The sequence below is a fragment of the Amycolatopsis sp. NPDC004378 genome, assembly GCF_053602455.1.
Genome location: NZ_JBSGDR010000010.1, coordinates 172,454 through 197,927 on the forward strand (window position 1 = coordinate 172,454; position 25,474 = coordinate 197,927).

24 protein-coding genes are annotated in these 25,474 nt (G+C 70.6%); 16 read left to right on the forward strand and 8 right to left on the reverse strand.

Annotated elements, in window-relative coordinates:
* Positions 1-6: 6 nt before the first annotated feature.
* Positions 7-660, reverse strand: a complete 654-nt coding sequence (locus ACWEN0_RS27710) for an amino acid-binding protein (RefSeq protein WP_451979519.1) — start codon at positions 658-660, stop codon at positions 7-9.
* Positions 661-896: 236 nt separating this feature from the next.
* On the opposite strand from ACWEN0_RS27710, the gene gatC reads away from it, so the two are divergent.
* The 8 genes from gatC (at position 897) to ACWEN0_RS27750 (ending at position 9,024) form a co-directional block, all read left to right on the forward strand.
* Positions 897-1,196, forward strand: coding sequence for an Asp-tRNA(Asn)/Glu-tRNA(Gln) amidotransferase subunit GatC (gene gatC / locus ACWEN0_RS27715; RefSeq protein WP_451979522.1), 300 nt, complete (start codon positions 897-899; stop codon positions 1,194-1,196).
* Complete coding sequence (gatA, locus tag ACWEN0_RS27720) at positions 1,193-2,710, forward strand: Asp-tRNA(Asn)/Glu-tRNA(Gln) amidotransferase subunit GatA (RefSeq protein ID WP_451979525.1); 1,518 nt, start codon at positions 1,193-1,195, stop codon at positions 2,708-2,710. Before gatC ends, gatA begins: the two co-directional genes overlap by 4 nt.
* On the forward strand, positions 2,707-4,212 hold the full coding sequence (gene gatB / locus ACWEN0_RS27725; protein WP_451979528.1) for an Asp-tRNA(Asn)/Glu-tRNA(Gln) amidotransferase subunit GatB: 1,506 nt from the start codon (positions 2,707-2,709) through the stop codon (positions 4,210-4,212). Before gatA ends, gatB begins: the two co-directional genes overlap by 4 nt.
* A 2-nt stretch (positions 4,213-4,214) precedes the next feature.
* Positions 4,215-4,748, forward strand: coding sequence for a hypothetical protein (locus ACWEN0_RS27730; protein WP_451979531.1), 534 nt, complete (start codon positions 4,215-4,217; stop codon positions 4,746-4,748).
* A 385-nt stretch (positions 4,749-5,133) separates the two neighbouring features.
* Positions 5,134-6,219 (forward strand): Gfo/Idh/MocA family protein, encoded by a 1,086-nt coding sequence (locus ACWEN0_RS27735; protein WP_451979534.1) that lies wholly within the window; start codon positions 5,134-5,136, stop codon positions 6,217-6,219.
* On the forward strand, positions 6,216-7,136 hold the full coding sequence (locus ACWEN0_RS27740; protein WP_451979537.1) for a DUF6807 domain-containing protein: 921 nt from the start codon (positions 6,216-6,218) through the stop codon (positions 7,134-7,136). Before ACWEN0_RS27735 ends, ACWEN0_RS27740 begins: the two co-directional genes overlap by 4 nt.
* Positions 7,133-7,885, forward strand: coding sequence for a cupin (locus ACWEN0_RS27745; RefSeq protein ID WP_451979540.1), 753 nt, complete (start codon positions 7,133-7,135; stop codon positions 7,883-7,885). Before ACWEN0_RS27740 ends, ACWEN0_RS27745 begins: the two co-directional genes overlap by 4 nt.
* Positions 7,882-9,024, forward strand: coding sequence for a Gfo/Idh/MocA family protein (locus tag ACWEN0_RS27750; protein ID WP_451979543.1), 1,143 nt, complete (start codon positions 7,882-7,884; stop codon positions 9,022-9,024). Before ACWEN0_RS27745 ends, ACWEN0_RS27750 begins: the two co-directional genes overlap by 4 nt.
* Positions 9,025-9,045: 21 nt before the next feature.
* Here ACWEN0_RS27750 and ACWEN0_RS27755 read toward each other — a convergent pair whose 3' ends face one another.
* Positions 9,046-10,251 carry a PQQ-dependent sugar dehydrogenase gene (locus tag ACWEN0_RS27755; protein WP_451979546.1) on the reverse strand — a complete coding sequence of 402 codons (1,206 nt, stop codon included), beginning with the start codon at positions 10,249-10,251 and terminating at the stop codon, positions 9,046-9,048.
* A 65-nt stretch (positions 10,252-10,316) separates the two neighbouring features.
* Between ACWEN0_RS27755 and ACWEN0_RS27760 the strand changes: the two genes are divergently transcribed.
* Together ACWEN0_RS27760 and ACWEN0_RS27765 are read left to right on the forward strand one after the other, a co-directional pair.
* The gene (locus tag ACWEN0_RS27760; RefSeq protein ID WP_451979548.1) at positions 10,317-11,225 is read left to right on the forward strand and encodes an NAD(P)-dependent oxidoreductase; all 909 of its coding nucleotides are present in this window, start codon (positions 10,317-10,319) and stop codon (positions 11,223-11,225) included.
* A gap of 44 nt (positions 11,226-11,269) precedes the next feature.
* On the forward strand, positions 11,270-11,845 hold the full coding sequence (locus tag ACWEN0_RS27765) for a DoxX family protein (protein ID WP_451979551.1): 576 nt from the start codon (positions 11,270-11,272) through the stop codon (positions 11,843-11,845).
* Between the two features lie 506 nt (positions 11,846-12,351).
* Here ACWEN0_RS27765 and ilvD read toward each other — a convergent pair.
* Together ilvD and ACWEN0_RS27775 are read right to left on the reverse strand one after the other, a co-directional pair.
* Positions 12,352-14,196, reverse strand: a complete 1,845-nt coding sequence (gene ilvD / locus ACWEN0_RS27770; RefSeq protein ID WP_451979553.1) for a dihydroxy-acid dehydratase — start codon at positions 14,194-14,196, stop codon at positions 12,352-12,354.
* Positions 14,197-14,288: 92 nt separating this feature from the next.
* Positions 14,289-14,729 carry a PH domain-containing protein gene (locus ACWEN0_RS27775; protein WP_451979556.1) on the reverse strand — a complete coding sequence of 147 codons (441 nt, stop codon included), beginning with the start codon at positions 14,727-14,729 and terminating at the stop codon, positions 14,289-14,291.
* Positions 14,730-15,063: 334 nt separating this feature from the next.
* Between ACWEN0_RS27775 and ACWEN0_RS27780 the strand changes: the two genes are divergently transcribed.
* The 4 genes from ACWEN0_RS27780 (at position 15,064) to ACWEN0_RS27795 (ending at position 18,842) form a co-directional block, all read left to right on the forward strand.
* Positions 15,064-16,956: an acetolactate synthase large subunit gene (locus tag ACWEN0_RS27780; protein WP_451979559.1), complete on the forward strand. Its 1,893-nt coding sequence runs from the start codon at positions 15,064-15,066 to the stop codon at positions 16,954-16,956.
* Between the two features lies 1 nt (position 16,957).
* On the forward strand, positions 16,958-17,464 hold the full coding sequence (gene ilvN, locus ACWEN0_RS27785) for an acetolactate synthase small subunit (protein WP_003080760.1): 507 nt from the start codon (positions 16,958-16,960) through the stop codon (positions 17,462-17,464).
* 39 nt (positions 17,465-17,503) lie between these two features.
* Complete coding sequence (gene ilvC, locus ACWEN0_RS27790) at positions 17,504-18,517, forward strand: ketol-acid reductoisomerase (protein WP_191309919.1); 1,014 nt, start codon at positions 17,504-17,506, stop codon at positions 18,515-18,517.
* Positions 18,518-18,587: 70 nt separating this feature from the next.
* Positions 18,588-18,842: a DUF397 domain-containing protein gene (locus ACWEN0_RS27795; protein WP_451979562.1), complete on the forward strand. Its 255-nt coding sequence runs from the start codon at positions 18,588-18,590 to the stop codon at positions 18,840-18,842.
* Here ACWEN0_RS27795 and ACWEN0_RS27800 read toward each other — a convergent pair.
* From ACWEN0_RS27800 to ACWEN0_RS27815, 4 genes are all read right to left on the reverse strand, one after another.
* Positions 18,839-19,705, reverse strand: a complete 867-nt coding sequence (locus ACWEN0_RS27800) for a nuclear transport factor 2 family protein (RefSeq protein WP_451979565.1) — start codon at positions 19,703-19,705, stop codon at positions 18,839-18,841. The two genes, ACWEN0_RS27795 and ACWEN0_RS27800, sit on opposite strands and share 4 nt — an antisense overlap.
* Positions 19,706-19,775: 70 nt before the next feature.
* Positions 19,776-21,098 carry an ankyrin repeat domain-containing protein gene (locus ACWEN0_RS27805; protein WP_451979567.1) on the reverse strand — a complete coding sequence of 441 codons (1,323 nt, stop codon included), beginning with the start codon at positions 21,096-21,098 and terminating at the stop codon, positions 19,776-19,778.
* A gap of 261 nt (positions 21,099-21,359) precedes the next feature.
* Complete coding sequence (locus tag ACWEN0_RS27810) at positions 21,360-22,190, reverse strand: TIGR03620 family F420-dependent LLM class oxidoreductase (RefSeq protein WP_451979570.1); 831 nt, start codon at positions 22,188-22,190, stop codon at positions 21,360-21,362.
* Positions 22,187-23,086 (reverse strand): TIGR03620 family F420-dependent LLM class oxidoreductase, encoded by a 900-nt coding sequence (locus ACWEN0_RS27815; protein ID WP_451979573.1) that lies wholly within the window; start codon positions 23,084-23,086, stop codon positions 22,187-22,189. Before ACWEN0_RS27815 ends, ACWEN0_RS27810 begins: the two co-directional genes overlap by 4 nt.
* Before the next feature lie 87 nt (positions 23,087-23,173).
* Between ACWEN0_RS27815 and ACWEN0_RS27820 the strand changes: the two genes are divergently transcribed.
* Positions 23,174-23,737, forward strand: coding sequence for a TetR/AcrR family transcriptional regulator (locus ACWEN0_RS27820; RefSeq protein ID WP_451979576.1), 564 nt, complete (start codon positions 23,174-23,176; stop codon positions 23,735-23,737).
* Between the two features lie 125 nt (positions 23,738-23,862).
* Positions 23,863-25,458, forward strand: coding sequence for a phosphoglycerate dehydrogenase (serA, locus tag ACWEN0_RS27825; protein WP_451979579.1), 1,596 nt, complete (start codon positions 23,863-23,865; stop codon positions 25,456-25,458).
* The last annotated feature ends 16 nt before the right edge of the window (positions 25,459-25,474 follow it).

The following is a 25,474-nucleotide window of genomic DNA, read 5'->3' on the forward strand; positions in this document are numbered from 1 at the left end:
CGCGCGTCAGCCGTCGAGGACGACGGCGACGATGCCGGCGAGGTGGGCGAGTCGCGCGACTTCGGCGGCGCGGAAGGCCGGCCCGCCTGGGCGGGCGACCAGCAGCGCCTTGCCCGGCTTGCCGAGCGGCGTCGCCGCCAGTTCGGTGCCGAGCTCTTGCCACGTCTCCGGGATCCAGGCTTCCTCGCCGTCGAGCACTGTCGCGCGCTCGAGCGGCAGCCACGGCAGGTCGGTGATCGCGGTCTCCGGCGCGGCGCTCGACGACGCCAGCCGGATGGCGCCGGTTTCGGCGTGTTCGACGACCATCGCCCAGCCGGCGCGCACGATACGGGGCACGCCCTCGGCCAGGATGTCTAGCCCGGACTTCGGCTGCGCGGCGATCTCTTCGACGAGTTCGAGCTCGCGGTGGGTGTCCAGGACGCCCGCGTAGGGACGGACTGCGTCCACTTCGACGCCTTCGACGCTTTCCGCGGCCGTGATGAGCGCGTCGGGCAGACGGCCCGACGGGAGCTCGACCACGAGGTCGTCCACCGCGACCCCGGTGCCGCGCTCGACGACGTCCACGCTGAGGATGTCGGCGCCTACCGTGCCGAGCGCCGTGGCGACCGCGCCGAGGGTCCCCGGGCTGTCCGGAAGGAGGACCCGGATCAGGAACGACACCACGCGCCCCTCTCGCCTCTGGCGTCCCAGCCTTGCCGTGGGACGCTTGATGCCGGTCGCCGATTGTGACAGACCCACCCGGTGTGCGGGACCCGCTGTCCGCCGGGCGGGACGCGAGCGTCGCCGGACGGCACCCGGCCTGCGCCGGGCGTAACCCAGTCGAGTCGTCCGGCGTCGTCACCATAGACTTGCAGCTTCCGAGACAACCCGCACAGCACAACCCGGGAGTCACCCGCGTGCCCAACATTTCCCGAGACGAGGTCGCGCACCTCGCGAAGCTGGCCAGGCTGGCCGTGACCGACGACGAGCTCGACGTCTTCGCCGGCCAGCTCGACCAGATCCTGGACTCGGTGGCCAAGGTGAGCGAGGTCGCCGCCGACGACGTGCCGCCGACGTCGCACGCCGTGCCGCTGACGAACGTTTTCCGACAGGACGTCGTCCGCCCCGGGCTCACGCAGCAGCAGGCGCTGGCCGGGGCGCCGGCCGCCGAAGAGGGCCGCTTCCGGGTGCCGCGGATTCTGGGGGAAGAGCAGTGACCGAGCTCATCAAGCTGACCGCCGCGGACCTGGCGGAGAAGATCCACTCGCGCGAGGTGTCCGCGGTCGAGGTCACGCGGGCCCACCTGGACCGGATCGCCGAGGTCGACGACCACGTCCACGCGTTCCTGCACGTCGACACCGAAGGCGCGCTGGCCGCTGCCAAGGCCGTCGACGAGGGCATCGCGGGGGGCAACGAGCCGGCGTCGCCGCTGGCCGGCGTGCCGCTCGCGCTCAAGGACGTCCTCACCACCGAGGGCATCCCGACGACGTGTGGTTCGAAAACGCTCGAAGGCTGGATCCCGCCGTACGACGCGACCGTGACGCGCAAGCTGCGCGAAGCCGGCGTCGTCATTCTCGGCAAGACCAACATGGACGAGTTCGCCATGGGGTCGTCGACCGAGAACTCGGCGTACGGCCCGACGCACAACCCGTGGGACCACGCCCGCATCCCGGGCGGGTCGGGCGGTGGCTCGTCCGCGTCGATCGCGGCCTTCGAAGCCGCCATCGCCATCGGGACCGACACCGGTGGGTCGATCCGGCAGCCCGGGTCCGTCACCGGCACCGTCGGCGTCAAGCCGACCTACGGTGGCGTGTCGCGGTACGGCCTTGTCGCGTTTTCGTCTTCGCTCGACCAGGCGGGGCCCTGCGCGCGGACGGTGCTCGACGCTGCCCTGCTGCACGAAGTCATCGCCGGGCACGACCCGATGGACTCGACCTCCATCGACGCGCCGGTGCCGCCGGTGGTCGCCGCGGCCCGGCAGGGCATGACCGGTGACCTCAAGGGCGTCAAGGTCGGCGTCGTGAAGGAGTTCGGTGGCGAGGGCTACCAGCCGGGCGTGGAGCGGTCGTTCCAAGCCGCGGTCGAGCAGCTGCGTGCGCTCGGGGCCGAGGTCGTCGAGGTCTCTTGTCCGCATTTCGTCTACGCGCTGCCCGCTTACTACCTGATCGCGCCAAGTGAGGCCTCGTCGAACCTCGCCCGGTTCGACGCCATGCGCTACGGCCTGCGCGTCGCCGACGACGGCACGCACAGCGCCGAAGAGGTCATGTCGCTCACCCGCGAGAAGGGCTTCGGCGCCGAGGTCAAGCGGCGGATCATGCTCGGCACCTACGCGTTGTCGTCCGGCTACTACGACGCCTACTACGGCTCTGCGCAGAAGGTGCGCACGCTGATCACGCGTGACTTCGCGGCCGCCTTCGAAAAGGTCGATGTCCTCGTTTCGCCCACGACGCCGACCACGGCGTTCAAGATCGGCGAGCGCGTCGACGACCCGATGGCGATGTACCTCGCCGACCTGTGCACGATCCCGTCGAACCTCGCCGGCAACGCCGCGATGAGCGTGCCGAGCGGGCTGTCCGACGAGGACGGCCTGCCGGTCGGCCTGCAGATCATGGCCCCGGCGCTCGCCGACGACCGGCTCTACCGGGTCGGCGCCGCCTACGAGGCCGCGCGCGACGCCGCCGCCGGCGGGGCGCTCATCCACAAGGTCCCGGAGCTGGGAGGAACGAAGTGACTGCCGTGGCCGAGTTGATGGACTACGCCGACGTCATCGAGCGGTTCGACCCGGTGCTCGGGCTCGAGGTGCACGTCGAGCTGAACACGAACACGAAGATGTTCTGCGGCTGCGCCAACGAGTTCGGCGGCGAGCCGAACACGAAGGTCTGCCCGACCTGCCTCGGCCTGCCGGGCGCGCTGCCGGTCGTCAACGGCAAGGCCGTCGAGGGTGCGATCCGGATCGGTCTCGCGCTGAACTGCGAGATCGCCGAGTGGTGCCGGTTCGCCCGGAAGAACTACTTCTACCCGGACATGCCGAAGAACTTCCAGACGTCGCAGTACGACGAGCCGATCGCCTTCAACGGCTACCTCGACGTCACGCTCGACGACGGCGAGGTCGTGCGCGTGGAGATCGAGCGCGCGCACATGGAAGAGGACACCGGCAAGTCGCTGCACGTCGGTGGCGCCACCGGCCGGATCCACGGTGCCGAGCACTCGCTGCTCGACTACAACCGGGCGGGCGTGCCGCTGATCGAGATCGTCACCAAGCCGATCGAGGGCACCGGCGAGCGGGCTCCCGAGGTTGCGCGGGCGTACGTGACGGCCTTGCGTGACCTGCTTCGCGCGCTCGACGTCTCCGACGTCCGCATGGACCAGGGCTCGCTGCGGTGCGACGCGAACGTTTCGCTGATGGCGAAGGACGCGACCGAGTTCGGCACGCGTACCGAGACGAAGAACGTCAACTCGCTGCGCAGCGTCGAGCGCGCCGTTCGCTACGAGATGACGCGGCAGGCGGCGATCCTCGCCGAGGGCGGTTCGATCAAGCAGGAGACGCGGCACTTCCAGGAGGCCGACGGCACGACCTCGTCGGGCCGGACGAAGGAGACCGCTGAGGACTACCGGTACTTCCCGGAGCCCGACCTGGTCCCGATCGCGCCGGCGCGCGAGTGGGTCGAGGAGCTGCGCGGCACGCTGCCGGAGATGCCGTCCGAGCGGCGGAAGCGGATCCAGCAGGAGTGGTCGCTTTCCGACGAAGCCCTGCGTGACCTGCTGAACGTCGGTGCCGTCGACCTCGTCGCGGCCACGGTCGAAGCCGGCGCGTCGCCGGACGAGGCGCGCGGCTGGTGGGTCAACACGCTGGCTCAGGAGGCGAACGCGCGCGAGGTCGAGCTGGCGGACCTGGCGATCACGCCGAAGCAGGTGGCCGAGGTCATCGGGCTGGTGTCGTCCGGTGAGCTGACGAACAAGCTCGCCAAGGAGGTCGTCCAGGGCGTGCTCGCCGGCGAGGGCGAGCCGCGTGATGTCGTCGAGAAGCGGGGGCTGAAGGTCGTCTCGGACGACTCGGCGTTGTTGTCGGCGATCGACGACGCCCTCGCGGCGCAGCCGGACGTCGCGGACAAGATCCGCGGCGGCAAGGTCGCCGCGGCCGGTGCGATCGTCGGCGCGGTCATGAAGGCGACCAAGGGGCAGGCCGACGCCAAGCGCGTGCGCGAGCTCATCATCGAGCGCGTCGGTTCCTGACGTTGTCGTCGTTTTCCGTCAAGAGCGTCACCTGGCGCGAGTGGCTCGGCCTGGCGGCCGGGCTGCTCGCGCTGGGCTCGACGTTCCTGCCGTGGATCACGCTGATCGCCAACAAGCCGGACATCGAAGTCATTCTCACGACGTTGCCGCACAGCGACGTCGTCCGGGACGCGTGGCATTCGGGCTTCTTCGCGTGGTGCCCGCCGCTGCCGTTGCTGCTGGCCGGTCTGGCCGTGGTCGCCTTCGGGCGAATCCGGAAGGTGCGGGTCGGCGGCCTGCCGCACTTGTGGCTGGTGGTCGCCGCGGCGGCGCTGCTGCTGATGGTGCTCGGCTGGTTCACGCTGGACTGGGAGTTCGACGCCGACCAGCGCGGCATCTTCGACGCCGCCGGGATCGCCATCGAGCCGGGCTTCGGCCGGCTCCTCGGACTGTTCGCCGCGGTCGTTTCGGGTGTGGTCGCCTTTCTGGACGTGCGGGCGGCGCGGGCTGAGAGCCGGCAGCCGCGGAAGCGCGAGCCTCGCAGCAAGAGCCGCTGACCCGTCTGGGCGCTGGAAGCCCTTTCTGCTGAGAACGAACGGATCGCTGGGCGGCCGTCGGTGACCGTCGGTGGTTGAGTCGTCCGTTCCGGTTGAGGCCCGCGGTGACATCGTTGACATCGCGTCTCGCCGTTGCGTGAGAAAGCGCTTTCTGAGACGGTCGAAGTCGGGCGGTGAGAGGTACAGCCGCCCAGGAACTTCGAGTGGGCACTGCGGAGTCGCCGGCCGAATGGCGCGTGGGCCGGGTCGGCGGGGGCTCGGGGAGACGAACGCGCCGCGTGGACGTGTGGCGAAAGAGGCCGTCCTGAGAGGACTTGTCGCCGAGGTGGCGCGGCAAGGCCGGGTGTCTGCGCGCGGAAGGTGTTGCCGAGGAGGGAGGTCCGGGGTGGCTCAGGGAAAGCGCTTGCGGGTTGCCGTCGTCGGGGCGGGGGCGATCGCGGACAGCCATCGCGAGGCTTATGAGGCCCACCGCGATGATGTCGACCTGGTGGGCGTCGCGGATGTCGATGAGGGGCGGGCCGTTGCGTTGTGCGCGGCGACCGACCATGCCAAGCCGTATCAGGACCTCGGTACGTTGCTTGCCGAGCAGGAACCCGACCTCGTTTCGATCTGCACGCCGCCAGGGTTGCATGTCGAGCAGACCAAGGAGGCCCTGGAAAGCGGTGCCTGGGTCTGGTGTGAGAAGCCGCCTTGTCGTTCGCTTGCCGAGTACGACGAGATGACGTCCGTCGAACGGGACGGCGGTCCCTACGCCTCCTTCGTGTACCAGCAGCGGTCCGGGTCGTCTGCGGAACGCTTTCGGCAGCTGCTCACCCAAGGTGCGCTGGGGCGTCTGCTTGTCGCGCATTGTCAGACCACCTGGTATCGCGACGCCGGCTACTACGCGGTCCCGTGGCGGGGGCGGTGGGAGACCGAAGGGGGCGGGCCCGCGATGGGGCACGGCATCCACCAGATGGACCTGCTGCTCCACCTGCTCGCCGGCGACGCGAACGCCGCCGGCGAGTGGGCCGAAGTCCAGGCGATGACCGCGCGGCTCGTGCACGACGTCGAGACCGAGGACGTCTCCACAGCGCTCGTCCGGTTCGAGTCGGGGGCGCTGGCGACCGTCGTCAACAGTGTCCTCTCGCCGGACGAAGTCAGCCGGATCCGGATCGACTGCGAGCTCGCCACCGTGGAGCTCACGCACCTCTACGGGTACGTTGCCGAAAACTGGCGATACACCCATCTGACCAGGGCAAAGAGTGAACCGCGGGAGGACGTCGGCAGCTCGCACGCCGCCGCGTTGAAACCTGTTTTGGACGCTTTTCAAGCCAAACGACGGCCGCCCTGCAGCGGGGCTGACGGGCGGCGGGTGCTCGAGTTCGTCGCCTCGCTGTACAAGGCCGCCTTCACCGGGCAGAGCGTGCGGCGCGGGGAGATCGGTCCCGGCGACCCCTTCTACCGCGCGATGTCGGGAGGCGAGGCGCGATGAGCGAGGCCATCACCGTCACCCACCGGCACGGCGACCGCGTGATCGTCGAAGCCGCCGGGGTTCAGCTGATGTCCTATGTGTACAAGCCCGACCCCGTCGCCTACGAGTCCCGCAAGCCCTACACCCACCCGCTGCGCACCCTTCGCGGGCGGCGCGTCAGTGGATACCGGCCCGCCGACCACCGGTGGCACAAGGGCCTGCAGATGACGTCCAGCCACCTGTCCGGCCAGAACTTCTGGGGCGGCCACACCTACGTCCCCGGTGACTGGTACCAGGACCTGCCCGATCGCATCGGCTCGATGCGGCACGACGGGTTCGCCGGCTTCACCGTCGACGGCGACCGGCTGACCTTCACCGAACGGCTCACCTGGGTCGCCAACCGCGGCGACGAGTGGGCGCGTGAGCGGCGGGACATCGTCGTCCACTCCGTCGAGCCCGACGAGGGTGCCTGGGCCATCGACTGGGGCATCGAGCTGACCAACGTCCGCGACGTCCCGCTCGTGTTCGGCAGCCCGACCACCGCCGGCCGCGAGCAGGCCGGGTACACCGGCCTGCACTGGCGAGGCCCGCGCGACTTCAGCGGCGGGCGCGTCCTCGGGCCCGGTGACCTCGGCGGCGACGCCATGATGGGCGCGCAGGCGCCGTGGCTGGCGTTCGTCGGCGAGCACGACGACGTCGACGCGCACTCGACGCTCGTCTTCGCCCATTCGCCGGAAAACGACGACGCGATCCACGAGTCGCACTGGTTCGTCCGCTCCAAGGACACGCCCATGGTCGCCTTCTCGTGGGCGTTCTTCGAAGAGTTCGCCCTGCCGCCGGGGGAGACCTTCACCTACCGCTACCGGGTCGTGGTCGCCGACGGAGCATGGGACCGCGATCAGGTGACCCGCTACCTCGACAGGCACGGATGGTCATGAACGAATTCCCGCTACCGGGTGGCGTCGGCGTTTCGCACCTGCGTGCCTACGACTGGGAGGCCGAGGACGGCGTCTGCGGCGGCAGCCCGCACCTGCACCTCGCCTGCACCGAGGCCTACATCGTCACCGGCGGCCATGGCGCCGTCCAGACGCTGAGCGTCGGCGGCTACGCGGAGACGCCGCTCGAAGCCGGCGTGATCGCGTGGTTCGCGCCGGGGACCGTCCACCGGATGGTGCAGGGCGACGGCCTGCGCGTCACCGTCCTCATGCAGAACAGTGGCCTGCCCGAGGCGGGCGACGCCGTGTTCACTTTTCCGCCCGATGTACTTGCCGACCCGGCCGCATATGCCGAGGCCGCCGCGTTGCCGAATAATGACGATGCGGCGAAAAGGCGTCGTGATCTGGCCATTCGCGGATACGTGCCGCTCCGGGAGGCGCTGCGGGACGGCGACGCCGAACCGTTGCGCGCGTTCCACCGGGCGGCCGTCGCGCTCGTGTCGCCGAAAATCGGAGACTGGGTGCCGCGCTGGGAGGCCGGAGCGCTCAAGGCCGCCGAGCTGACCGGCGCGCACCTCAAGGCCCTCGCCGACGGCGACGGGAGCCACCTCGACCGGTCGGGTGTCCGGGTCGCGACGCCGTCGAACCCGGACGGCTACGGCATGTGCGGGCGCCGCGCGGAATACGACATCCCGGGTGTCACCTCGCCGTCCGGCGGGGACGCCCTCGACCAGGAAGGCCGCCAGCGATGAACCAGACGAGCATCGGCGTGCTGCTCAACGGCGTCACCGGCCGGATGGGCTACCGGCAGCACTTGATGCGGTCGGTGCTGGCCATCCGCGAACAAGGCGGTGTCGAACTTTCCGACGGCTCCCGCGTGCAGCTCGAACCGGTCCTCGCCGGGCGCAACGCGGCGAAGCTGAAGGACCTGGCCGATCGGCACGGCTTGACCGCGTGGACGACGGACGTCGAATCCGCGCTGGGTGATGTCCAGATCTACTTCGACGCCCAGCTGACGTCGGCGCGCGAGCCGTCGGTGCGGGCCGCGATCGCCGCGGGCAAGCACGTCTACGCCGAGAAGCCGCTGGCCGAGTCGCTGCCGTCGGCGCTGGAACTGGCCGGTCTCGCGCGGGACGCCGGGATCTGCCACGGCGTCGTGCACGACAAGCTGTTCCTCCCGGGCCTGCGCAAACTGCAGCGGCTCGTCAAAGGTGGGTTCTTCGGACGAATCCTGTCGGTGCGTGGCGAGTTCGGCTACTGGGTCTTCGAGGGCGACTGGCAGGAGGCGCAGCGGCCGAGCTGGAACTACCGCGCCGAAGACGGCGGCGGGATCGTGCTCGACATGTTCTGCCACTGGAACTACGTCCTGGAGAACCTCTTCGGCCGCGTATCGGCCGTGACCGCGAAAGCGACCACGCACATCCCGCGCCGGTGGGACGAGCAGGGCGAGCCGTACGCGGCGACGGCCGACGATGCCGCGTACGGCATTTTCGAGCTCGAATCGGGAGCTATCGCGCAGATCAACTCGTCGTGGTCCACGCGGGTGTTCCGCGACGAGCTGGTCGAGTTCCAGGTCGACGGCACCGAGGGCAGCGCCGTAGCCGGATTGCGACGATGCCGCGTCCAGCACCGGTCCGCGACGCCCAAGCCGGTCTGGAACCCCGACCTCCCGGCCACCGAGCCGTTCCGGGACCAGTGGCAGGAGGTGCCGGACAACACCGAGTTCGACAACGGCTTCAAGGCCCAGTGGGAGGAGTTCGTCCGGGACGTCGTCGCCGGGCGGCCGCACCGGTACGACTTCTTCTCGGCCGCGCGCGGGTTGCAGCTCGCCGAAGCCGGGCTGGCGTCATCGGCCGAGGGACGGCGGGTGGAGCTGAAGCCGCTGACTTAGCCGCCGGCGTGGCTGCCCGGATCAGTCCTTGCCGTTGCCGCCGCCGGAGGTCGCCGGTGTGATCAGGACCACGCGGTCGTCGCTCGAGACCGGCTTGCCGCCGTCCTTGTTGACCGTGCCGGCCACCGCCATCTGCGGGTTGATCATGCTCATCCCGGCGAGCCGCCCGAACGTCTCCGGTGGCTTGCCGGTCTTGCCGTCCAGGCTGACGGTCGGCTTGCCGCTGACCGCGCCTTCGGCCGTCACCGGCAGGTTCTGCAGGTTCCCGGCCAGGGACATGCCGACCGAGACCGAGCCGTTCGCGTCGACGAAGTCCGCGCAGCCCGCGACGCCCGGCTTGTCCTGCCACGTCCACGCCGGCGTCGTGAGCGGCTGGCCGGCCTGTACGCGGTAGATGGCGTCCTTGTCGGCGAGCCGGTCGGTGACCCAGACGCGGCCGCCGTCGGCGGAGGCGCACAGCCCGCCCGGGGCGTGCAGTCCGGCCGCGACCGCCAGGGACCCCTTCGGGTTACCCGACGCGGCCTTGCCGGACGTGTCGATCCGCAGCACCTTCCCGGCGAGGGAGCTGGGGTCGGCGGCGGCGTTCGGGTTGCCCGCGTCGCCGGTCGCGACGAGCAGCGCGCCGCGGTTGTCCGTGCTGATCGTGCCGCGGTTGCCGGTCACGCCCTTGGGGATGCCGGTGAGCACCGGCTTCGCCGCCTGGCCCTTCGCGAACCGCACGACGCGGTTGTCCGTCGCCGTGGTCACATAAGCGAACACGAGCTGGTCCTCGACGTACGACGGCGAGAGCGCGAGGCCGGTCAGGCCGCCGTCACCGTCCGCTTGGACGTCGAGCTTCGCGAAGTCCGTGGCGTCCTTGCCCGCCGTCGCGAGCAGCACGCGGCCGCTCTTGCGCTCGCCGGCCAGCGCGCTCGGCGTGGAGCCGTCGCCGGGCAGGCCGGCGACCGCGGCGACGGTGTCCAGGCAGGTCGCGATCACCGACTGGTTGAAGTCCTTGCAGCCCTGGGGCGGTGGCACCGGCGTGGCCTGGCCGGGCCGCACCTGCTTGCCGTCGCCGCCGGAGTCCGAGCCGGGGCCCTGGACCTCGGGCGGCGACTCGGGGCTGGGGACGGGCGCGGGGCTGAACGTCTGGCCCGCCGCGGTGTCGTCGAACCGCGCGCACCCGGCGGGCAGCAGGACGCCGCAGGCCAAGATCGCCAGCAGGGCCGAGCGGTACCGGGTTCGCATGATTCCCCAGCCTAGGGCCAGGTGCGTGAACCATGGGTGAGTACTCCTGGATTACGTTGGGGATCATGACGCTGACCGTGCTGGTGCCCGACGACGAGGGCATGTCCGTGCTCGCCGAGGTCCCGCGGGTCCTGCCCGTGCGCTTCCAGTGGGGCGAGGCCGTGCCGCCGGAGGCCGGGAAGGCCGAGGTGCTCATCCCCGGCAAGCACCCGCCGGGCGAGGAGCTGTGGCGCACGCTCCCGAACCTGAAGCTGATCCAGCTGCTGGCCGCGGGCGCCGAGGACTGGATCGGCAAGGTGCCCGACGGCGTGCTGCTCTCCACCTGCCGGGGCGCGCACGGCGGGAGCACCGCCGAATGGGTCGTCGCCGCGCTGCTGTCGATGTACCGGAAGCTGGACGTCTTCGCCGAGGCGCAGCGCGAGCAGCGGTGGGACCGGCAATCGGCCGACACGCTGCAGGGCAAGCGCGTGCTGATCGTCGGCGCCGGTGACCTGGGGCGGCACCTGCGGCGGCGGCTCGAGCCGTTCGACGCGCGGTGCACGATGGTCGGGATGACGGCGCGGGAGGGCGTGCACGGCGTGCGCGAGCTGCCCTCGCTGCTCGGCCTCCACGACGTCGTCGTGCTGATGGTGCCGCTGACCTCGCGCACCCGCGGGATGGTCGACGCGGAGTTCCTCGCCGAGATGCGCGACGGCGCGGTGCTGGTCAACGTGGCCCGCGGCGCCGTCGTGGACACCGCAGCCTTGGTCGCCGAATTGACCACGGGCCGGTTGCGCGCCGCGCTCGACGTCACCGATCCCGAGCCGCCGCCGCCCGGGCACCCGCTGTGGACGGCGCCGGGCCTGCTGCTGACCCCGCACGTCGGCGGGGCGGTGCGCGGGGTGCGGGCCCGGTCGTACGCCGTCGCGGCGGCCGAAATCGCGCGGTACGCCGGGGGCGAGCTGCCGGACAACCTCGTGCACGGCGAGTACTAGCGCGGCGGCTCGCCACGCCGGGGTGGATCCCCTACCCTTCGCGCGTGAGCAGTGGAGACGATTACTCGCAGCAGCCCACCAGCCTCCTGTCGGGCGTCGAGGACGACGGTGCCGATGACACCCCACGCCAGGGCGGGCTGGGCCTCGGCCTGCTGATCCTGCGACTGGCGCTCGGCGTGACCATGGGCGCGCACGGCCTGCAGCACCTGTTCGGCCTGTTCGGCGGGCCCGGCATCGGCGGGTTCGCGCGGATGCTGGAGACGTTCGGCTACCACAAGCAGACGACGCTGCTGTCGTGGATCACGGGCATCGTCGAGGTCGGTGGCGGCGCCCTGGTGATCGTCGGGCTCTTCACGCCGCTGGCCGCGGCGGGCCTGCTCGGCATCGCCGCGAACGTCGTCTACGCCAAGTTCCACGGCGGGTTCTTCGAGCAGCAGGGACAGGGGTTCGAGTTCGAGCTGCTGCTCGGGGCGACGGCGCTCAGCCTGATCTTCACCGGGTCCGGGCCGATTTCGCTGGAGCGGAACACGCCGTGGCGGAAACGGCCGTTGCCGCTGGGGCTGGTTTCGCTGCTGCTGGCTGCTGCGGCTGCCGTGGTGGTCATTGTCTTGACGCGGTAGCGCGGACCGAGGGCGACCTTGGGTGGCTGTGGACAACCCGGGGTTGCGAGGTCGGGCTGTGGGCAACTCCGGTGCGCGGGCGCGGAATCGTCGGTGCTTGCCGGTAGCGTTGAAACCGGGGGTCCCCCTCACGGGCGGGGCTCCGGAATGGCGGAAGGCCGCCCGGGACGGGGATGGCCATTGCGGTTGAGGGGGAGTCCCAGGAGCGGAGGCTTTCACGGGGCGGAATGCCAAAAGGTCGCGCCAGGAGCGGGTCTTTGCGGCTGAGGCGGAAAGTCGCTCTGAGAGCGGGCCTTCGCGGCTGAAGTGGAATGGCGAGACGCCGCCGTGGGGAGTGGGATGACTGCGGCGGCTCAGGCGGGATGCCGAAAGGCCACACCAGTAGCGGGCCTTCGCGGCTGAAACGGAATGGCGGAAGGTCGCCCTGGGGGCGGGACGGCCTACGCGGGGCGGAATGCCGAAAGGCCGCCCCGAGAACGGGACGGCCTTCGCGGCTGATGCGCTACCTACTTGTTCACGTCGCGGACCGCGCCCGTGTCGGCGGACGTGGCCATGCGGGCGTACGCACGCAGGGCCGCCGTGATCGGGCGCTGGCGGTCCTTCGGCTGCCACGGGCGCTCCGATGCCTCCATCTTGGCGCGGCGCTCGGCCAGGATCTCCGCGTCCACCAGCAGCTCGAGGCGGCGCTCGTGGACGTCCAGCAGGATGCGGTCGCCGTTCTCCACCAGGGCGATCAAGCCGCCTGCCGCCGCTTCCGGGGAGATGTGGCCCACCGAGATGCCCGATGAGCCGCCCGAGAAGCGGCCGTCCGTGATCAGGGCGCACTTCTTGCCCAGGCCCGAGCCCTTCAGGAATGCCGTCGGGTGCAGCATCTCCTGCATGCCCGGGCCGCCCGCCGGGCCTTCGTAGCGGATCACCAGGACTTCGCCCGGCTGGATCTCCTTCTTGAGGATCGCCGACACTGCTTCCTCCTGGCTCTCCAGCACCCGCGCCGGGCCTTCGAAGTGCCAGAGGTCCTCGTCGATGCCCGCTGCCTTGATCACCGCGCCGTTTTCGGCGAGGTTGCCGCGGAGGATCGCCAGGCCGCCGTCCTTCGTGTACGCGTGCTCGACGTCGCGGATGCAACCACCGGAAGCGTCAGTGTCGAGCGAAGACCAGCGGTTCGACGTCGAGAACGCTTCCGTCGTGCGGACGCCGCCCGGGGCTGCGTGGAACAGTTCGAGAGCGGTCTCGGACGGCGAGGCGGCGCGGATGTCCCAGGTGCCGAGCCACGACTCGATGTCGGGCGAGTGGACCGAACGGACGTCCGTGTTCAGCAGGCCGCCGCGGTACAGCTCGCCCAGGATCGCCGGGATTCCGCCCGCGCGGTGGACGTCCTCCATGTGGTAGTCGGAGTTCGGCGCCACCTTCGACAGGCAGGGCACGCGGCGGCCGATCGCGTCGATGTCGGCGATCGTGAAGTCGACCTCGCCCTCCTGGGCGGCGGCGAGGATGTGCAGCACCGTGTTCGTGGAGCCGCCCATCGCCATGTCGAGGGCCATCGCGTTCTCGAACGCCGCCTTCGACGCGATCGAGCGCGGCAGGACCGAGTCGTCGTCGTTTTCGTACCACCGGCGGCACAGCTCGACGACCGTGCGGCCGGCCTCCTCGAACAGCGCGCGGCGCGCGGCGTGCGTCGCCAGCGTGGAGCCGTTGCCGGGAAGCGACAACCCGAGGGCCTCGGTGAGGCAGTTCATGGAGTTCGCGGTGAACATGCCGGAGCACGACCCGCACGTCGGGCACGCCGAGCGCTCGACGACGGCCAGGCCGTCCTCGTCGACCTCGGGGCTCGCCGACGCCGCGATCGCGGTGATGAGGTCGGTCGGGGCCTGCGCGACGCCGCCGACGACGACCGCCTTGCCGGCCTCCATCGGGCCGCCCGAGACGAACACCACCGGGATGTTCAGCCGCATCGCGGCGTTGAGCATGCCCGGGGTGATCTTGTCGCAGTTGGAGATGCACACCAGCGCGTCGGCCTGGTGCGCGTTGACCATGTACTCCACCGAGTCGGCGATGATCTCGCGCGAAGGCAGCGAGTAGAGCATGCCGGAGTGACCCATCGCGATGCCGTCGTCGACGGCGATCGTGTGGAACTCGCGCGCGACGCCGCCCGCTTCCTTCACCGCGCCGGCGACGATCTCGCCGAGGTCCTTGAGGTGCACGTGGCCGGGCACGAACTGGGTGTAGGAGTTGGCGATCGCCACGATCGGCTTGCCGAAGTCGCTGTCGGTCATGCCGGTGGCGCGCCAGAGCGAGCGGGCGCCCGCGGCGTTGCGGCCGTGGGTGGTGGTCCGGGAACGGAGAGGCGGCACGGCGAACTCCCAGGTCGGATGGTGGGCCAGGCGGAGGTCCGGGACACTCCGGCGAAACTGGTCCTACCAATTTAGCCTGTCGGGAGACCGGGCTATTCGGCGGGCTTCTCCGCCGGCTTGATGTCCTCGGCGTCCAGCAGTCCGCTCGGATCCGCCACCAGACCTTCGCTGACCAGCGACAGCACGGGCAGGTGCCGCGTCCGGACGGTCGGCAGCGGCACCTTCGTGTCGTCCTTCAGCACCGCCTGGACGCGCGCCTTCTTCGTGATCGCGAGGCCCTTCAGCGCCGTCCACGGGACGTCGCGGTGACCGAACATCGTGCGCGTCGCCAGGCCTTCGCGCGTCGCGACCGTGCGCGTCCGGATCACGAACACCGCGAGCGCGATCGGGAAGATGTAGAGCCACTGCAGGTACGGGATGTCCCCGAGCGCGACCGGCGTCACGCAGATCGTCAGGAGCGCGATCGCCATGAAGGACGTACGGGGGATGCGGAAGACGGCCTTACGGCCTTCGTCCTGGTCTTTTTCGGCCACGCGGAAATGGTGCACCGCGGCGCGGACCGGCCCGAACCCGGGTCGCGCGGGTGTGACCCCCGTCCACGATGCGGACACGTCATCCCGCAGAGTTGACACTCGAGAGGCCTTCGGACTAGCGTCAGCGTCGTGACACCGCTGACCGGCCTCGTACTTCCCAAGCGCGTCGACGCTTAGGGAAGTCTTTCCGCTGCGTCGACGCGCGACCCTCGTGCGACCTTACGGTCGGCGAGGGTTTTTTGTTGCCCTAGGGAAGAGATTCCCCGCCCCACCGCACCGATAGAGCTCAAAAAAGACCCGAACGAGTGACACCGAGACCCACGAGGCAGAACCGATGACCAGTGCCACGTCGCGCAGCGACGCGAAACCCGGGCCGACGCCCGGAACGCCCGGAGCACGTCCGAAGCCGGCGCCACCGGCGGGAACCCCGGTGCGCGTCACCGGCGCGCAGTCCCTCGTGCGCTCGCTCGAGGCGGTCGGCGCCGAGGTGGTCTTCGGCATTCCGGGCGGCACGATCCTGCCCGCCTACGACCCGCTGCTGGACTCGACGAAGGTCCGCCACATCCTGGTCCGCCACGAGCAGGGCGCGGGCCACGCGGCCACCGGCTACGCGCAGGCCACCGGCAAGGTCGGCGTCTGCATGGCGACGTCGGGCCCGGGCGCGACCAACCTGGTCACCCCGCTGGCCGACGCGAACATGGACTCCGTCCCGGTCGTCGCGATCACCGGGCAGCAGTCCCGGTCCCTGATCGGCACGGACGCCTTCCAGGAAGCCGACATCTGCGGCATCACCATGCCGATCACCAAGCACAACTTCCTCGTCACGGACCCCGCGGAGATCCCGCGGACCATCGCCGAGGCGTTCCACCTGGCGTCCACGGGCCGGCCCGGCCCGGTGCTGGTGGACATCCCGAAGGACGTGCTGCAGGAGATGACCTCGTTCTCCTGGCCGACCGAGCTGCGCCTTCCGGGCTACCGCCCGACGTTGCGCCCGCACGGCAAGCAGGTCCGCGAAGCCGCGAAGCTGATCGCGAAGTCGCGTCGCCCGGTGCTGTACGTCGGTGGCGGCGTGATCAAGGCCGAGGCGCACGAGCAGCTGAAGCAGCTGGCCGAGCTGACGAACATCCCCGTCGTCACCACGCTGATGGCGCGCGGTGCGTTCCCCGACTCGCACCCGCAGCACCTCGGCATGCCGGGCATGCACGGCTCGGTCGCCGCCGTCGCCGCGATGCAGCGTGCCGACCTGCTGATCGCGCTCGGCGCCCGGTTCGACGACCGGGTCACCGGCCAGCTGTCGTCGTTCGCGCCGGACGCCGCGATCGTGCACGCCGACATCGACCCGGCCGAGATCTCCAAGAACCGCAAGGCCGACGTGCCGATCGTGGGCGACTGCAAGGAGATCATCGGCGAGCTGATCGCCGCGGTCACCACGGAGTTCGAGCACGGCGGCCGGCCGGACCTCGCCGACTGGTGGACCCAGGCCGACGACTGGCGCAAGACCTACCCGGCCGGTTACGAGTGGCCCGACGACGGTTCGCTGTCGCCGCAGTACGTCATCGAGCGGATCGGCGAGCTCGTCGGGCCGGACGCGGTGTACGCCGCCGGTGTCGGCCAGCACCAGATGTGGGCCGCGCAGTTCGTCAAGTACGAGAACCCGCGCACCTGGATCAACTCCGGCGGCCTCGGCACCATGGGCTTCGCCGTTCCCGCCGCGATGGGCGCGCAGTTCGGCGTCCCGGACACCCCGGTGTGGGCGATCGACGGCGACGGCTGCTTCCAGATGACCAACCAGGAGCTCGCCACCTGCGCGATCGAGGGCGCGCCGATCAAGGTCGCCGTCATCAACAACGGCAACCTGGGCATGGTCCGCCAGTGGCAGAACCTCTTCTACTCGGAGCGGTACTCCAACACCGACCTCGGCACGCACAAGCACCGCATCCCGGACTTCGTGCTGCTGGCCGAGGCGCTGGGCTGCGCGGGCCTGCGGTGCGAGACGAAGGAAGACGTCGACGCCACCATCCGCCGCGCGATGGAGATCAACGACCGCCCCGTCGTGATCGACTTCGTCGTGGGGAAGGATGCCCAGGTGTGGCCGATGGTCGCCGCGGGCACCGGCAACGACGAGATCATGGCGGTCCGGGGCATCCGGCCGCTGTTCGACGACGACGAGGTTTCGGTCGAGACGACCGAGGCCGCCGCCGAAGCCGCCGGGGAAGGTGAGCGCTGAGATGAGCGTCCACACGCTGAGTGTGCTGGTCGAGAACAAGCCGGGTGTGCTCGCACGCGTCTCGGGCCTGTTCTCCCGCCGCGGGTTCAACATCGAGTCCCTCGCCGTCGGGCCCACGGAAAACCCCGAGGTGTCCCGCATGACGATCGTGGTCGCTGTCGAAGAGCTACCGCTCGAGCAGGTGACCAAACAGCTCAACAAGCTGGTCAACGTGATCAAGATCGTCGAGCTGGAGCAGTCGACCGCCGTGCAGCGCGAACTGCTGCTCGTGAAGGTCCGCGCCGACAACACCGTGCGCAGCCAGGTCCTCGAAACCGTCCAGCTCTTCCGTGCGAAGGTGGTGGACGTGTCCCCGGAGGCGCTCACCGTCGAGGCGACCGGGACGTCGGACAAGATCGGTGCCCTGCTGCGGATGCTGGAGCCCTATGGCATCCGCGAGCTGGTCCAGTCCGGCATGGTCGCGGTCGGGCGTGGCGCCCGTTCCATCACTGCCACCTCACCGCGTTAACGAAGTCTTTGTAAGTCAGGAAAGGAAGCAGTAACCCCCATGGCAGTGGAAATCTTCTACGACGACGACGCCGACCTCTCGATCATCCAGGGGCGCAAGGTCGCCGTGATCGGCTACGGCAGCCAGGGCCACGCCCACTCGCTGAGCCTGCGCGACTCCGGCGTCGACGTCCGCATCGGCCTGCCCGAGGGGTCCAAGTCGCGGGCGAAGGCCGAGGAGCAGGGCCTGCGCGTGCTCACCCCGGCCGAGGCGTCGGCCGAAGCCGACCTGATCATGATCCTGGCGCCGGACACGAAGCAGCGCTTCATCTACGAGCAGGACATCGCCCCCAACCTCAAGGACGGCGACGCGCTCTTCTTCGGGCACGGTTTCAACATCCGCTACGACCTGATCAAGCCGCCGGCGAACGTCGACGTCGCGATGGTCGCCCCGAAGGGCCCGGGCCACCTGGTCCGCCGCCAGTTCGTCGACGGCAAGGGCGTCCCGGCGCTCATCGCCGTGGAGCAGGACGCCTCCGGCAACGCCCAGGCGCTCGCCCTCTCCTACGCGGCCGCCATCGGCGGTGCCCGTGCCGGTGTCATCAAGACGACGTTCACCGAGGAGACCGAGACCGACCTCTTCGGCGAGCAGGCCGTGCTCTGCGGTGGCGCGTCCGCGCTGGTGCAGACCGGCTTCGAGGTGCTCACCGAGGCCGGCTACGCCCCGGAGATCGCCTACTTCGAGGTGCTGCACGAGCTGAAGCTGATCGTCGACCTCATGTACGAGGGCGGCATCGCGCGCCAGCGCTACTCGATCTCCGACACCGCCGAGTACGGCGACCTGACCCGCGGCCCGCGCGTCATCTCGCCGGCGGTCAAGGAAGAGATGAAGAAGATCCTCGGTGAGATCCAGGACGGCACGTTCGCGCGTGAGTGGGTCGCCGAGGACGAGGCCGGCCGGCCGAACTTCACCAAGCTCGAGGAGCAGGGCAACCAGCACCCGATCGAGGCGACCGGCAAGAAGCTGCGCGACCTGATGTCGTGGGTGGACCGGCCGATCACCGAGACCGCCTGATTTTCCGTTCGGGAAGGGGACGCCCGCATGCCGGGCGTCCCCTTCCGCGTCTTCTCGTTACGCTGGCCGCATGACCGATGACAAGGCGCACATCCGGCACCACCTCGACCTTTCCGGGGCCGAGTGGATCCGGGGTGAGCCCGCGGGCGAGCACCTCGACGAGGTCGTCGAATACGCGTTCGTGCCGCACACCGACGGCGTCACCTACACCGCATTGCGGAGGTCGCCGGACGCCGACGGGGTGGTTCTCGTCTTCACCCCGTCGGAATGGGACGCGTTCCTGAAAGGCGTCCGCGACGGCGAATTCGACCTGCCCGACGCCTAAGCGAGCCGTGCGGCCAGCTCCGGGATCCCGCCCAGCTCGCCGGCGACGGCGAGGTGGTCGCCGTAGTCGCGGGATTCGACGACCAGGCCGTCGCGGATCCGCATCGCGAAGATGTTGGCGATGCGCACCGGCTTGCCGCCGTATTCGCCCTGGTAGGCGAACTCACCGATCAGCACCTCCGGATCGAGGCCCTGGTAGGTGACCAGGTCCGTCACCGAGAAGCCGGGGTTGAGCGCCTTGCCCGCGGCGAAGTGCTCGCGCAGTTCGTCGCGCGTGCGGACCACGCCCGAACCCGGCAGGAACGGGTGCGTCACGTGGGTTTCCTCGGCGTACAGCTCCGGCAGCTCGTCCCAGCGCCCGCCCGCGACGCCGTGCACGAGCCGTTCGAACACCGTGCCCGCGCTTTCCGGCGTGACCGGGGACAGCTCGCGCGGCGGCGCCCCCTCGTAGGCCTTCACGAGCTGGTCGACGCCGTCGCGGATGACGGCCAGGCGCAGGTAGTCGTGGTAGTCGCGGGAATGGACGATCAGGCCGTCGCGCACGCGCAGGACCTGGATGTTGTTCGTCGGGATCGTCCGGCCGGTCTCGACGGACTCGGCGTCGTAGGCGTATTCGGCGACGATCACCTCGGGATCCGTCGTCTCGTGGACGACGACGTTCTTGCGCTTGAGCCGGTACGCGCCGGCCAGGGCGCCGGTGAAGCGTTCGTGGACGGCTTCGCGGCCCTCGATGCGCGTCGGCCGCGGCACGGCCTGAGGGTGTTCGACGACGGTGTCTTCGGCATAGAGCGCGGAAAGGTCGCCGAACCGTCCTTCGCTGATGCCGTCGGACAGGGCGGCGAAGACGTCGCGGGGTGCGGGCATGGGTCCTCCCAGTGGGCAAAGCGGAGTCTGTAGTCCGCCTCTGAAGATACGGACTACAGACTCCGGTTGTCTACAGGGATCGCAGGAGGTCCCGGGCGGCCGGCTGCTCGCAGACGTCGGCCCACCTCTCCGGGGTGCTGTCGAAGAGGCCGTCCCGGGCTTCGAGGTCGGCGCCGCCCTCGACGAGGAGCCGGATCGCGTCGAGGCGCCCGGACTGGGCGGCCAGGTGCAGGGCCGTCACGTGCTCGCCGTGCCCCGGGCCGCCGAACGTGCCTCGCCGGTTCACGTCGGCGCCGAGGTCCAGCAGGGTCCGGATCGCGGCGAGCCTGCCGGTCGCCGCCGCCCAGGTGAGGCCGGTGCCGCGGTAGACGTCCGCGTCGAGGTCGGCGCCGTGCTCGGCCAGCGTGCGCAGGGCGTCGGTGCGGTCGTTGCGGGCCGCCCACGCGACGGCTTCGTCGCGGACCTCCGCCGGGTCGTCCGTCGGCTGCCACTTCGGGAATCCGCTGTGCGGGCGGTAGAAGCCGCGGTGGGCACCGGCGGCGGGACGGCCCAGGACCTCGTCGAGGAGGCCGGCGTGGCCGAGCCCGGCCGCGACGCGCAGGTTGCCGGGCGCCAAGCTGCGGGCGGCCAGCTTCTCCGCGGCCCGGCGGTGGCCCCAGAACAGCGCGACGACGAGGGGAGTACCCCCGTCTCCGCGCGCGGAGACCTCGACCGGTGCGCCCGCCTCGAGCAGGACGTCGACGAGTCGCGCCCGGTTGCTGTAGGTGGCCTGGTGCAACGGCGTCCAGCCGTGGACGTTGCCGCGAGCCGGGTCGGCGCCGTGGGCCAGCGGCACCCGGCTGAGCCGCTCGGCGCCGGTCGCGCCGGCCATGCCGAGCAGGTCGTTGCCGTTGGTGCCGCGGGCGGTGACCAGGCCGGGGAACTCCTCGAGGAGCCGTTCGAGCTGCTCGGCGTCCCGGGCCTCGACGGCGCGGTACGCCCGGGCGAACGGCTCGCCACTGTCCACAAGGGACTCGACGTGGTCGCGGAGTGCGCGCCAGGAAACGAAACCGTGTTCCCGGGCGACGACCACGAGGGCGCCGTCCTTGGTGAGCGGCTGACCCCAGCGCTCGAACGGTTCTTTCGCGCCGGGGGTGTCGTCCTCCGCGGACGCGAGCAGGCCGAGCGCGCGTTCGGCGTAGTACTCGACGTCCTGGTGGTAGGGGTGCTGCAGGGCATCGCCGTGCTCGGTGACGCGCCGGACGTACGCCTGCAGCTTCGGCCAGCTCGGGAAGCCGTGGTCGCGCGCGATGCGGAACTGCGCTTCGGTGAGTTTGACGCCTTCGGCGCGTGCGAGGTCCTTCGCGCGTTTGCGCAGCTGGTCCAGGCTGGGCTTGGCGGGCAACGTGCCCATGGTGCCTCCTTCCCTCGTCGCCCGTGGTCCGCCGGCACCGGGCAGGAAAGAAGGTGCGGAGCTGGTGGTGCGGTGCTGCAGGGGTGGGCTCGGCCCTTTCCGCGGACGGGACGCGGCCCTCACCGCGCCCCGCCACCCTACTCCGCCGTGATCGAAGGGGCATCACGCGTGATTGGGGAGGCATTACGCGTGATTGGAGGGGCATCACGCGTGATTGGAGGGGCGACACGGTGATGCCCCTTCCATCACGCGTGATGCCTTTCAGGACACGCGTGATGCCCCTCGGGTCAGGTCGGCCAGGCGGCGGTAGGAGTCTTTGGTGCGGGTCAGGACTTGGACGCAGACGTGGTCGGCGCCCGCGTCGAGGTGGGCTTGGATCCGGTCTGACACGGCTTGTTCGCCGCTTGCGACGATCGCGTCGACCAGGCGGCTGCTGCCGCCGTCGGCCAGATCCGATTCCGTGAAGCCGAGGCGGCGCAGGTTTTCGCGGTGGTGGCGTGCGAGCCGGACGTAGCTCGCGACGTGCTCGCGGGCCACCTCCGGGGCCGGGTCGAGGAGTACCGCCTGCTCGACCGCCAGGTACTTGCCCGGGCCGAGTCGTTCGCGTGCCATCGCCGTGTGCTCCGGCGGGACGAAGTACGGGTGGGCGCCGTCCGCGCGTTCGGCCGCCAGGTCCAGCAGTTTCGGGCCCAGTGCGGCGAGCACGCGACGCGGGCGCGGATCAGGTTGGGGGAGTCCGGGCAGCTCGGCCGCGTCCATCCCGTCCAGGTACTCGCGCAACGCCGTCAGCGGCCGCGCGCCCGGCCGGTGCCCGCCCAGCCCGGCGACGAACCGGCCCGGGTGGGCCTCGCCCAGCGCGCGGATCGCGCCTTCCGCCGCGAGCGGGGACCGCTGGTCGAACCGCGCGACGCCGGTCGCGACCGTCAGCTTCGACGTCGCCGCGAGGAGCAACGCCGCCTGCGTGAACGCCTCGCGCCCGGCGTACTCGCCGAACCACAACGCGGCGAAGCCCAGCTCCTCGATCTCCGCCGCGGTTTCCCGGACTTCGCCGATCGGAGCGCCGTCGAAGAACTGCCAGATCCCGACGCTCATCGGAGCACCGCCGGGGCCAGCTCGGCCAGCACGTCCACAGTGGACTCGAACGTGGCCGCGGACGGCGTCAGCAGGACGTGGTCCGCGCCCGCGTCGAGCACTTCGTCCAGGCGTTTCGCGATGGTCGTGGCGTCGCCCCACAGGACGAGGTCGTCGACGAACCGGTCGCTCGGCCCGGCGATGTCGGTTTCGGTGTAGCCCAGGCGTTTCCAGCCCGCGAGGTAGACGGTGACGGAGTACTCGCGCGACTGGGCCACGCGCCGCCGGACGCTCTCTCGCGCGTCCTCGCGGGTGCCGAGCAGGACCGTCTGCTGGGGGATCAGGAGCTTGTCCAGCCCGAGGATCTCGCGGGCGTATGGCGTGTGCGAGACCGGCTGGGCGAACGGGTGCGCACCGTCGGCGTGGTCGCGCGAAAGCTCGAGCATCCGCGGCCCGACGGCGGCCAGCACGCGTGGAAACGCCACCGGAGAAGGCGTTTCGGCCGCGGCCGCGTCCATTTCGGACAGATAGGCGCGCATCCGGTCGAGCGGCCGGTACTCCTCGCCGAGCTGCGCGGCCTGGAACGCGTGCCCGACGCCGATGCCGAGCACGAACCGGCCCGGATGTGCCTGGGCGAGTGTCGCCCCGCCCTTGTGCGCGGTCGTTCCGCGCCGCAGCCAGGTGTTCGCGATGCCGGTGCCGAGCACGACGTCCGGCACCGACGCGAGCAGGTCGCCGAAGTGGGCGAACACCTCGCGGGTGCCGGGGCCTTCGCCGCTCCAGACCGAGCGGTAGCCGGCTTCGGCGAGCCGCCGGGTGGCCGCGCGCTCGACGTCCGGCGGGGGTTGCAGGGGTGCGCTCGGCAGCCAGGCGCCGATCGCGCCGAGCCGGGCACGGGTGTTTTCGACCAGGGTCATCCTCGTTCCCTCCAGTAATCTGAGGCTGCCTCCGGTTAATATACGGAGGTAGCCTCCGATTGGCTACCCGGTAGGGTCGGAAAGGCGATGACCGAAGTCAAGCCGATGCGCGCGGACGCCCGCCGCAACTACGAGCGCCTCCTCGAAGAGGCGCAGCGCGCCTTCGCCGAGCACGGCGTCGAGGCGTCGTTGGAGGACATCGCGCGCCGCGCCGGCGTCGGCATCGGCACGCTCTACCGCCACTTCCCGACCCGCGAGGCGCTGCTCGAGGCGTTGCTTCGCGCCCGCTTCGACGGTCAGGCCGAGCGCGCGCGGGAGCTGCTGACGCACCCCGAGCCGCTCGACGCGCTGCAGGCCTGGCTGACCGGGCTCGGCGACGCGACCGGCACCTTTCGCGGCCTCGTGGAGCTGACCGCCGACGCGCTGAGCGACGAATCGTCCCGTTTGTACGCGTCGTGCCACGCAATGCGCGAGGCTGGTTCCCATCTAGTGGAACGTGCGAAAAAAGAAGGCGCACTACGCAAGGACATCACCACGCACGAGCTCCTTCTGTTGCTGCACGCGGCATCCTGGGCGGGCGGTCACCTGCCCGGCCCGGGGGGCATGCAGCGCCTGCTGGCTCTTGTTTTCGAGGGATTACGGGCGAGTTAACACCGTGGGAAGCCAGGGGGCGGCCCAGCGGGTTAAACTCCGGCTCGACCGGGGCACAACGACGTGCAGAGACCGTTTGTCGACACAGAGCGTCCTGGAAATGACCAGATAGTGGGAGCCGCATCGTGAGCAAGCCCAACAAGCCCGTCGTCCTCATCGCGGAGAAGCTCGCCCCCTCCGTGCTGAGTGTGTTCGGTGACGAGGTGGAGGTCCGGAACGTCGACGGGACGGACCGCTCCGCGCTGCTCGAGGCGGTGAAGAGCGCCGACGCGCTCCTGGTCCGCTCCGCCACCCAGGTCGACGCCGAGGTCCTCGGCGCCACCACGCAGCTCAAGGTCGTCGCCCGCGCGGGCGTCGGCCTGGACAACGTCGAGGTGCCCGCCGCCACCGAGCGCGGTGTCCTCGTCGTGAACGCGCCGACGTCGAACATCGTCTCCGCCGCCGAGCACGCCGTCGCGCTGCTGCTGTCGGTCGCGCGCCGGGTCCCGGCGGCCGACCAGAGCCTCCGCGGCGGCGAGTGGAAGCGCAGCTCGTTCTCCGGCGTCGAACTGCAGGGCAAGACCATCGGCGTGGTCGGCCTCGGCAAGATCGGCCAGCTGTTCAGCAAGCGGCTCGCCGCGTTCGACACCGAGATCATCGCCTACGACCCGTACGTCTCGGCCGCGCGCGCCGCGCAGCTCGGCATCGAGCTCGTCACCCTCGACGAGCTCCTCGCGCGTGCCGACGCCATCTCGATCCACCTGCCGAAGACGCCGGAGACCAAGGGCCTCATCGACGCCGAGGCGCTGAAGAAGACCAAGCCGGGCGTCATCATCGTCAACGCCGCGCGCGGCGGGCTGATCGTCGAGCAGGACCTGGCGGACGCGCTGCGCTCGGGGCACGTCGGCGGCGCCGGCATCGACGTCTTCGCCAGCGAGCCGACCACGTCCAGCCCGCTGTTCGAGCTGGAGAACGTCGTCGTGACGCCGCACCTGGGCGCGTCGACGGCCGAGGCGCAGGACCGCGCGGGCACCGACGTCGCGAAGTCGGTGCTGCTGGCGCTGCGCGGCGACTTCGTGCCGGACGCGGTCAACGTGTCCGGCGGCGGCGTCGGCGAGCACGTCCGCCCGTACCTGTCGCTGACCCAGAAGCTCGGCACGCTGCTCACCGCGCTGAACCCGAAGGCGCCGACCTCGGTGACCGTGCAGGTCAAGGGCGAGATCTCCAGCGAGGACACCGGCGTGCTGCAGCTCGCCGCGCTGCGCGGGGTGTTCACCGGCGTGGTCGAGGACCAGGTCACGTTCGTCAACGCGCCGCAGCTGGCGGAGAAGCTGGGCGTCCAGGTCGAGCTCGAGACCGAGCCGGAGAGCCCGAAGTTCCGCAGCCTGGTCACCGTGCGCGCGGTGCACGCCGACGGCCAGGTGCTCACGGTGTCCGGTTCGGTCACCGGCAAGGACGAGGTCGAGAAGCTGGTCGAGGTCAACGGCCGCGGCTTCGACCTGCGTGCCGAGGGCACGGTCCTACTGGTCGAGTACGGCGACCGCCCGGGCGTGATGGGCCGGGTCGGCACGCTGCTCGGCGAAGCCGGCATCAACATCGAGGCCGCGCAGATCAGCCAGACGACCGACGGCTCCGACGCCGTGATGCTGCTGCGCGTCGACCGCCACATCGACGCGCACCTGCTGGAGCCGATCGGCGCTTCGGTCGGCGCGCACACGATCCGCGCGGTCGACTTCAACTGACGTAACGCATTCCGAA

What these genes read in the sequence shown, in the direction of transcription:
- ACWEN0_RS27800 (WP_451979565.1), bottom strand. Translation starts at nt 19,705, where the DNA reads ATGCCCGCACCCCGCGACGTCTTCGCCGCCCTGTCCGACGGCATCAGC.
- ilvN (WP_003080760.1), top strand. Translation starts at nt 16,958, where the DNA reads ATGAGCGTCCACACGCTGAGTGTGCTGGTCGAGAACAAGCCGGGTGTG.
- ACWEN0_RS27810 (WP_451979570.1), bottom strand. Translation starts at nt 22,190, where the DNA reads ATGAGCGTCGGGATCTGGCAGTTCTTCGACGGCGCTCCGATCGGCGAA.
- ACWEN0_RS27745 (WP_451979540.1), top strand. Translation starts at nt 7,133, where the DNA reads ATGAACGAATTCCCGCTACCGGGTGGCGTCGGCGTTTCGCACCTGCGT.
- ACWEN0_RS27755 (WP_451979546.1), bottom strand. Translation starts at nt 10,251, where the DNA reads ATGCGAACCCGGTACCGCTCGGCCCTGCTGGCGATCTTGGCCTGCGGC.
- ACWEN0_RS27795 (WP_451979562.1), top strand. Translation starts at nt 18,588, where the DNA reads ATGACCGATGACAAGGCGCACATCCGGCACCACCTCGACCTTTCCGGG.
- ACWEN0_RS27805 (WP_451979567.1), bottom strand. Translation starts at nt 21,098, where the DNA reads ATGGGCACGTTGCCCGCCAAGCCCAGCCTGGACCAGCTGCGCAAACGC.
- ACWEN0_RS27760 (WP_451979548.1), top strand. Translation starts at nt 10,317, where the DNA reads ATGACGCTGACCGTGCTGGTGCCCGACGACGAGGGCATGTCCGTGCTC.
- ACWEN0_RS27815 (WP_451979573.1), bottom strand. Translation starts at nt 23,086, where the DNA reads ATGACCCTGGTCGAAAACACCCGTGCCCGGCTCGGCGCGATCGGCGCC.
- ACWEN0_RS27780 (WP_451979559.1), top strand. Translation starts at nt 15,064, where the DNA reads ATGACCAGTGCCACGTCGCGCAGCGACGCGAAACCCGGGCCGACGCCC.
- ACWEN0_RS27820 (WP_451979576.1), top strand. Translation starts at nt 23,174, where the DNA reads ATGACCGAAGTCAAGCCGATGCGCGCGGACGCCCGCCGCAACTACGAG.
- ilvC (WP_191309919.1), top strand. Translation starts at nt 17,504, where the DNA reads ATGGCAGTGGAAATCTTCTACGACGACGACGCCGACCTCTCGATCATC.
- ACWEN0_RS27750 (WP_451979543.1), top strand. Translation starts at nt 7,882, where the DNA reads ATGAACCAGACGAGCATCGGCGTGCTGCTCAACGGCGTCACCGGCCGG.
- ACWEN0_RS27740 (WP_451979537.1), top strand. Translation starts at nt 6,216, where the DNA reads ATGAGCGAGGCCATCACCGTCACCCACCGGCACGGCGACCGCGTGATC.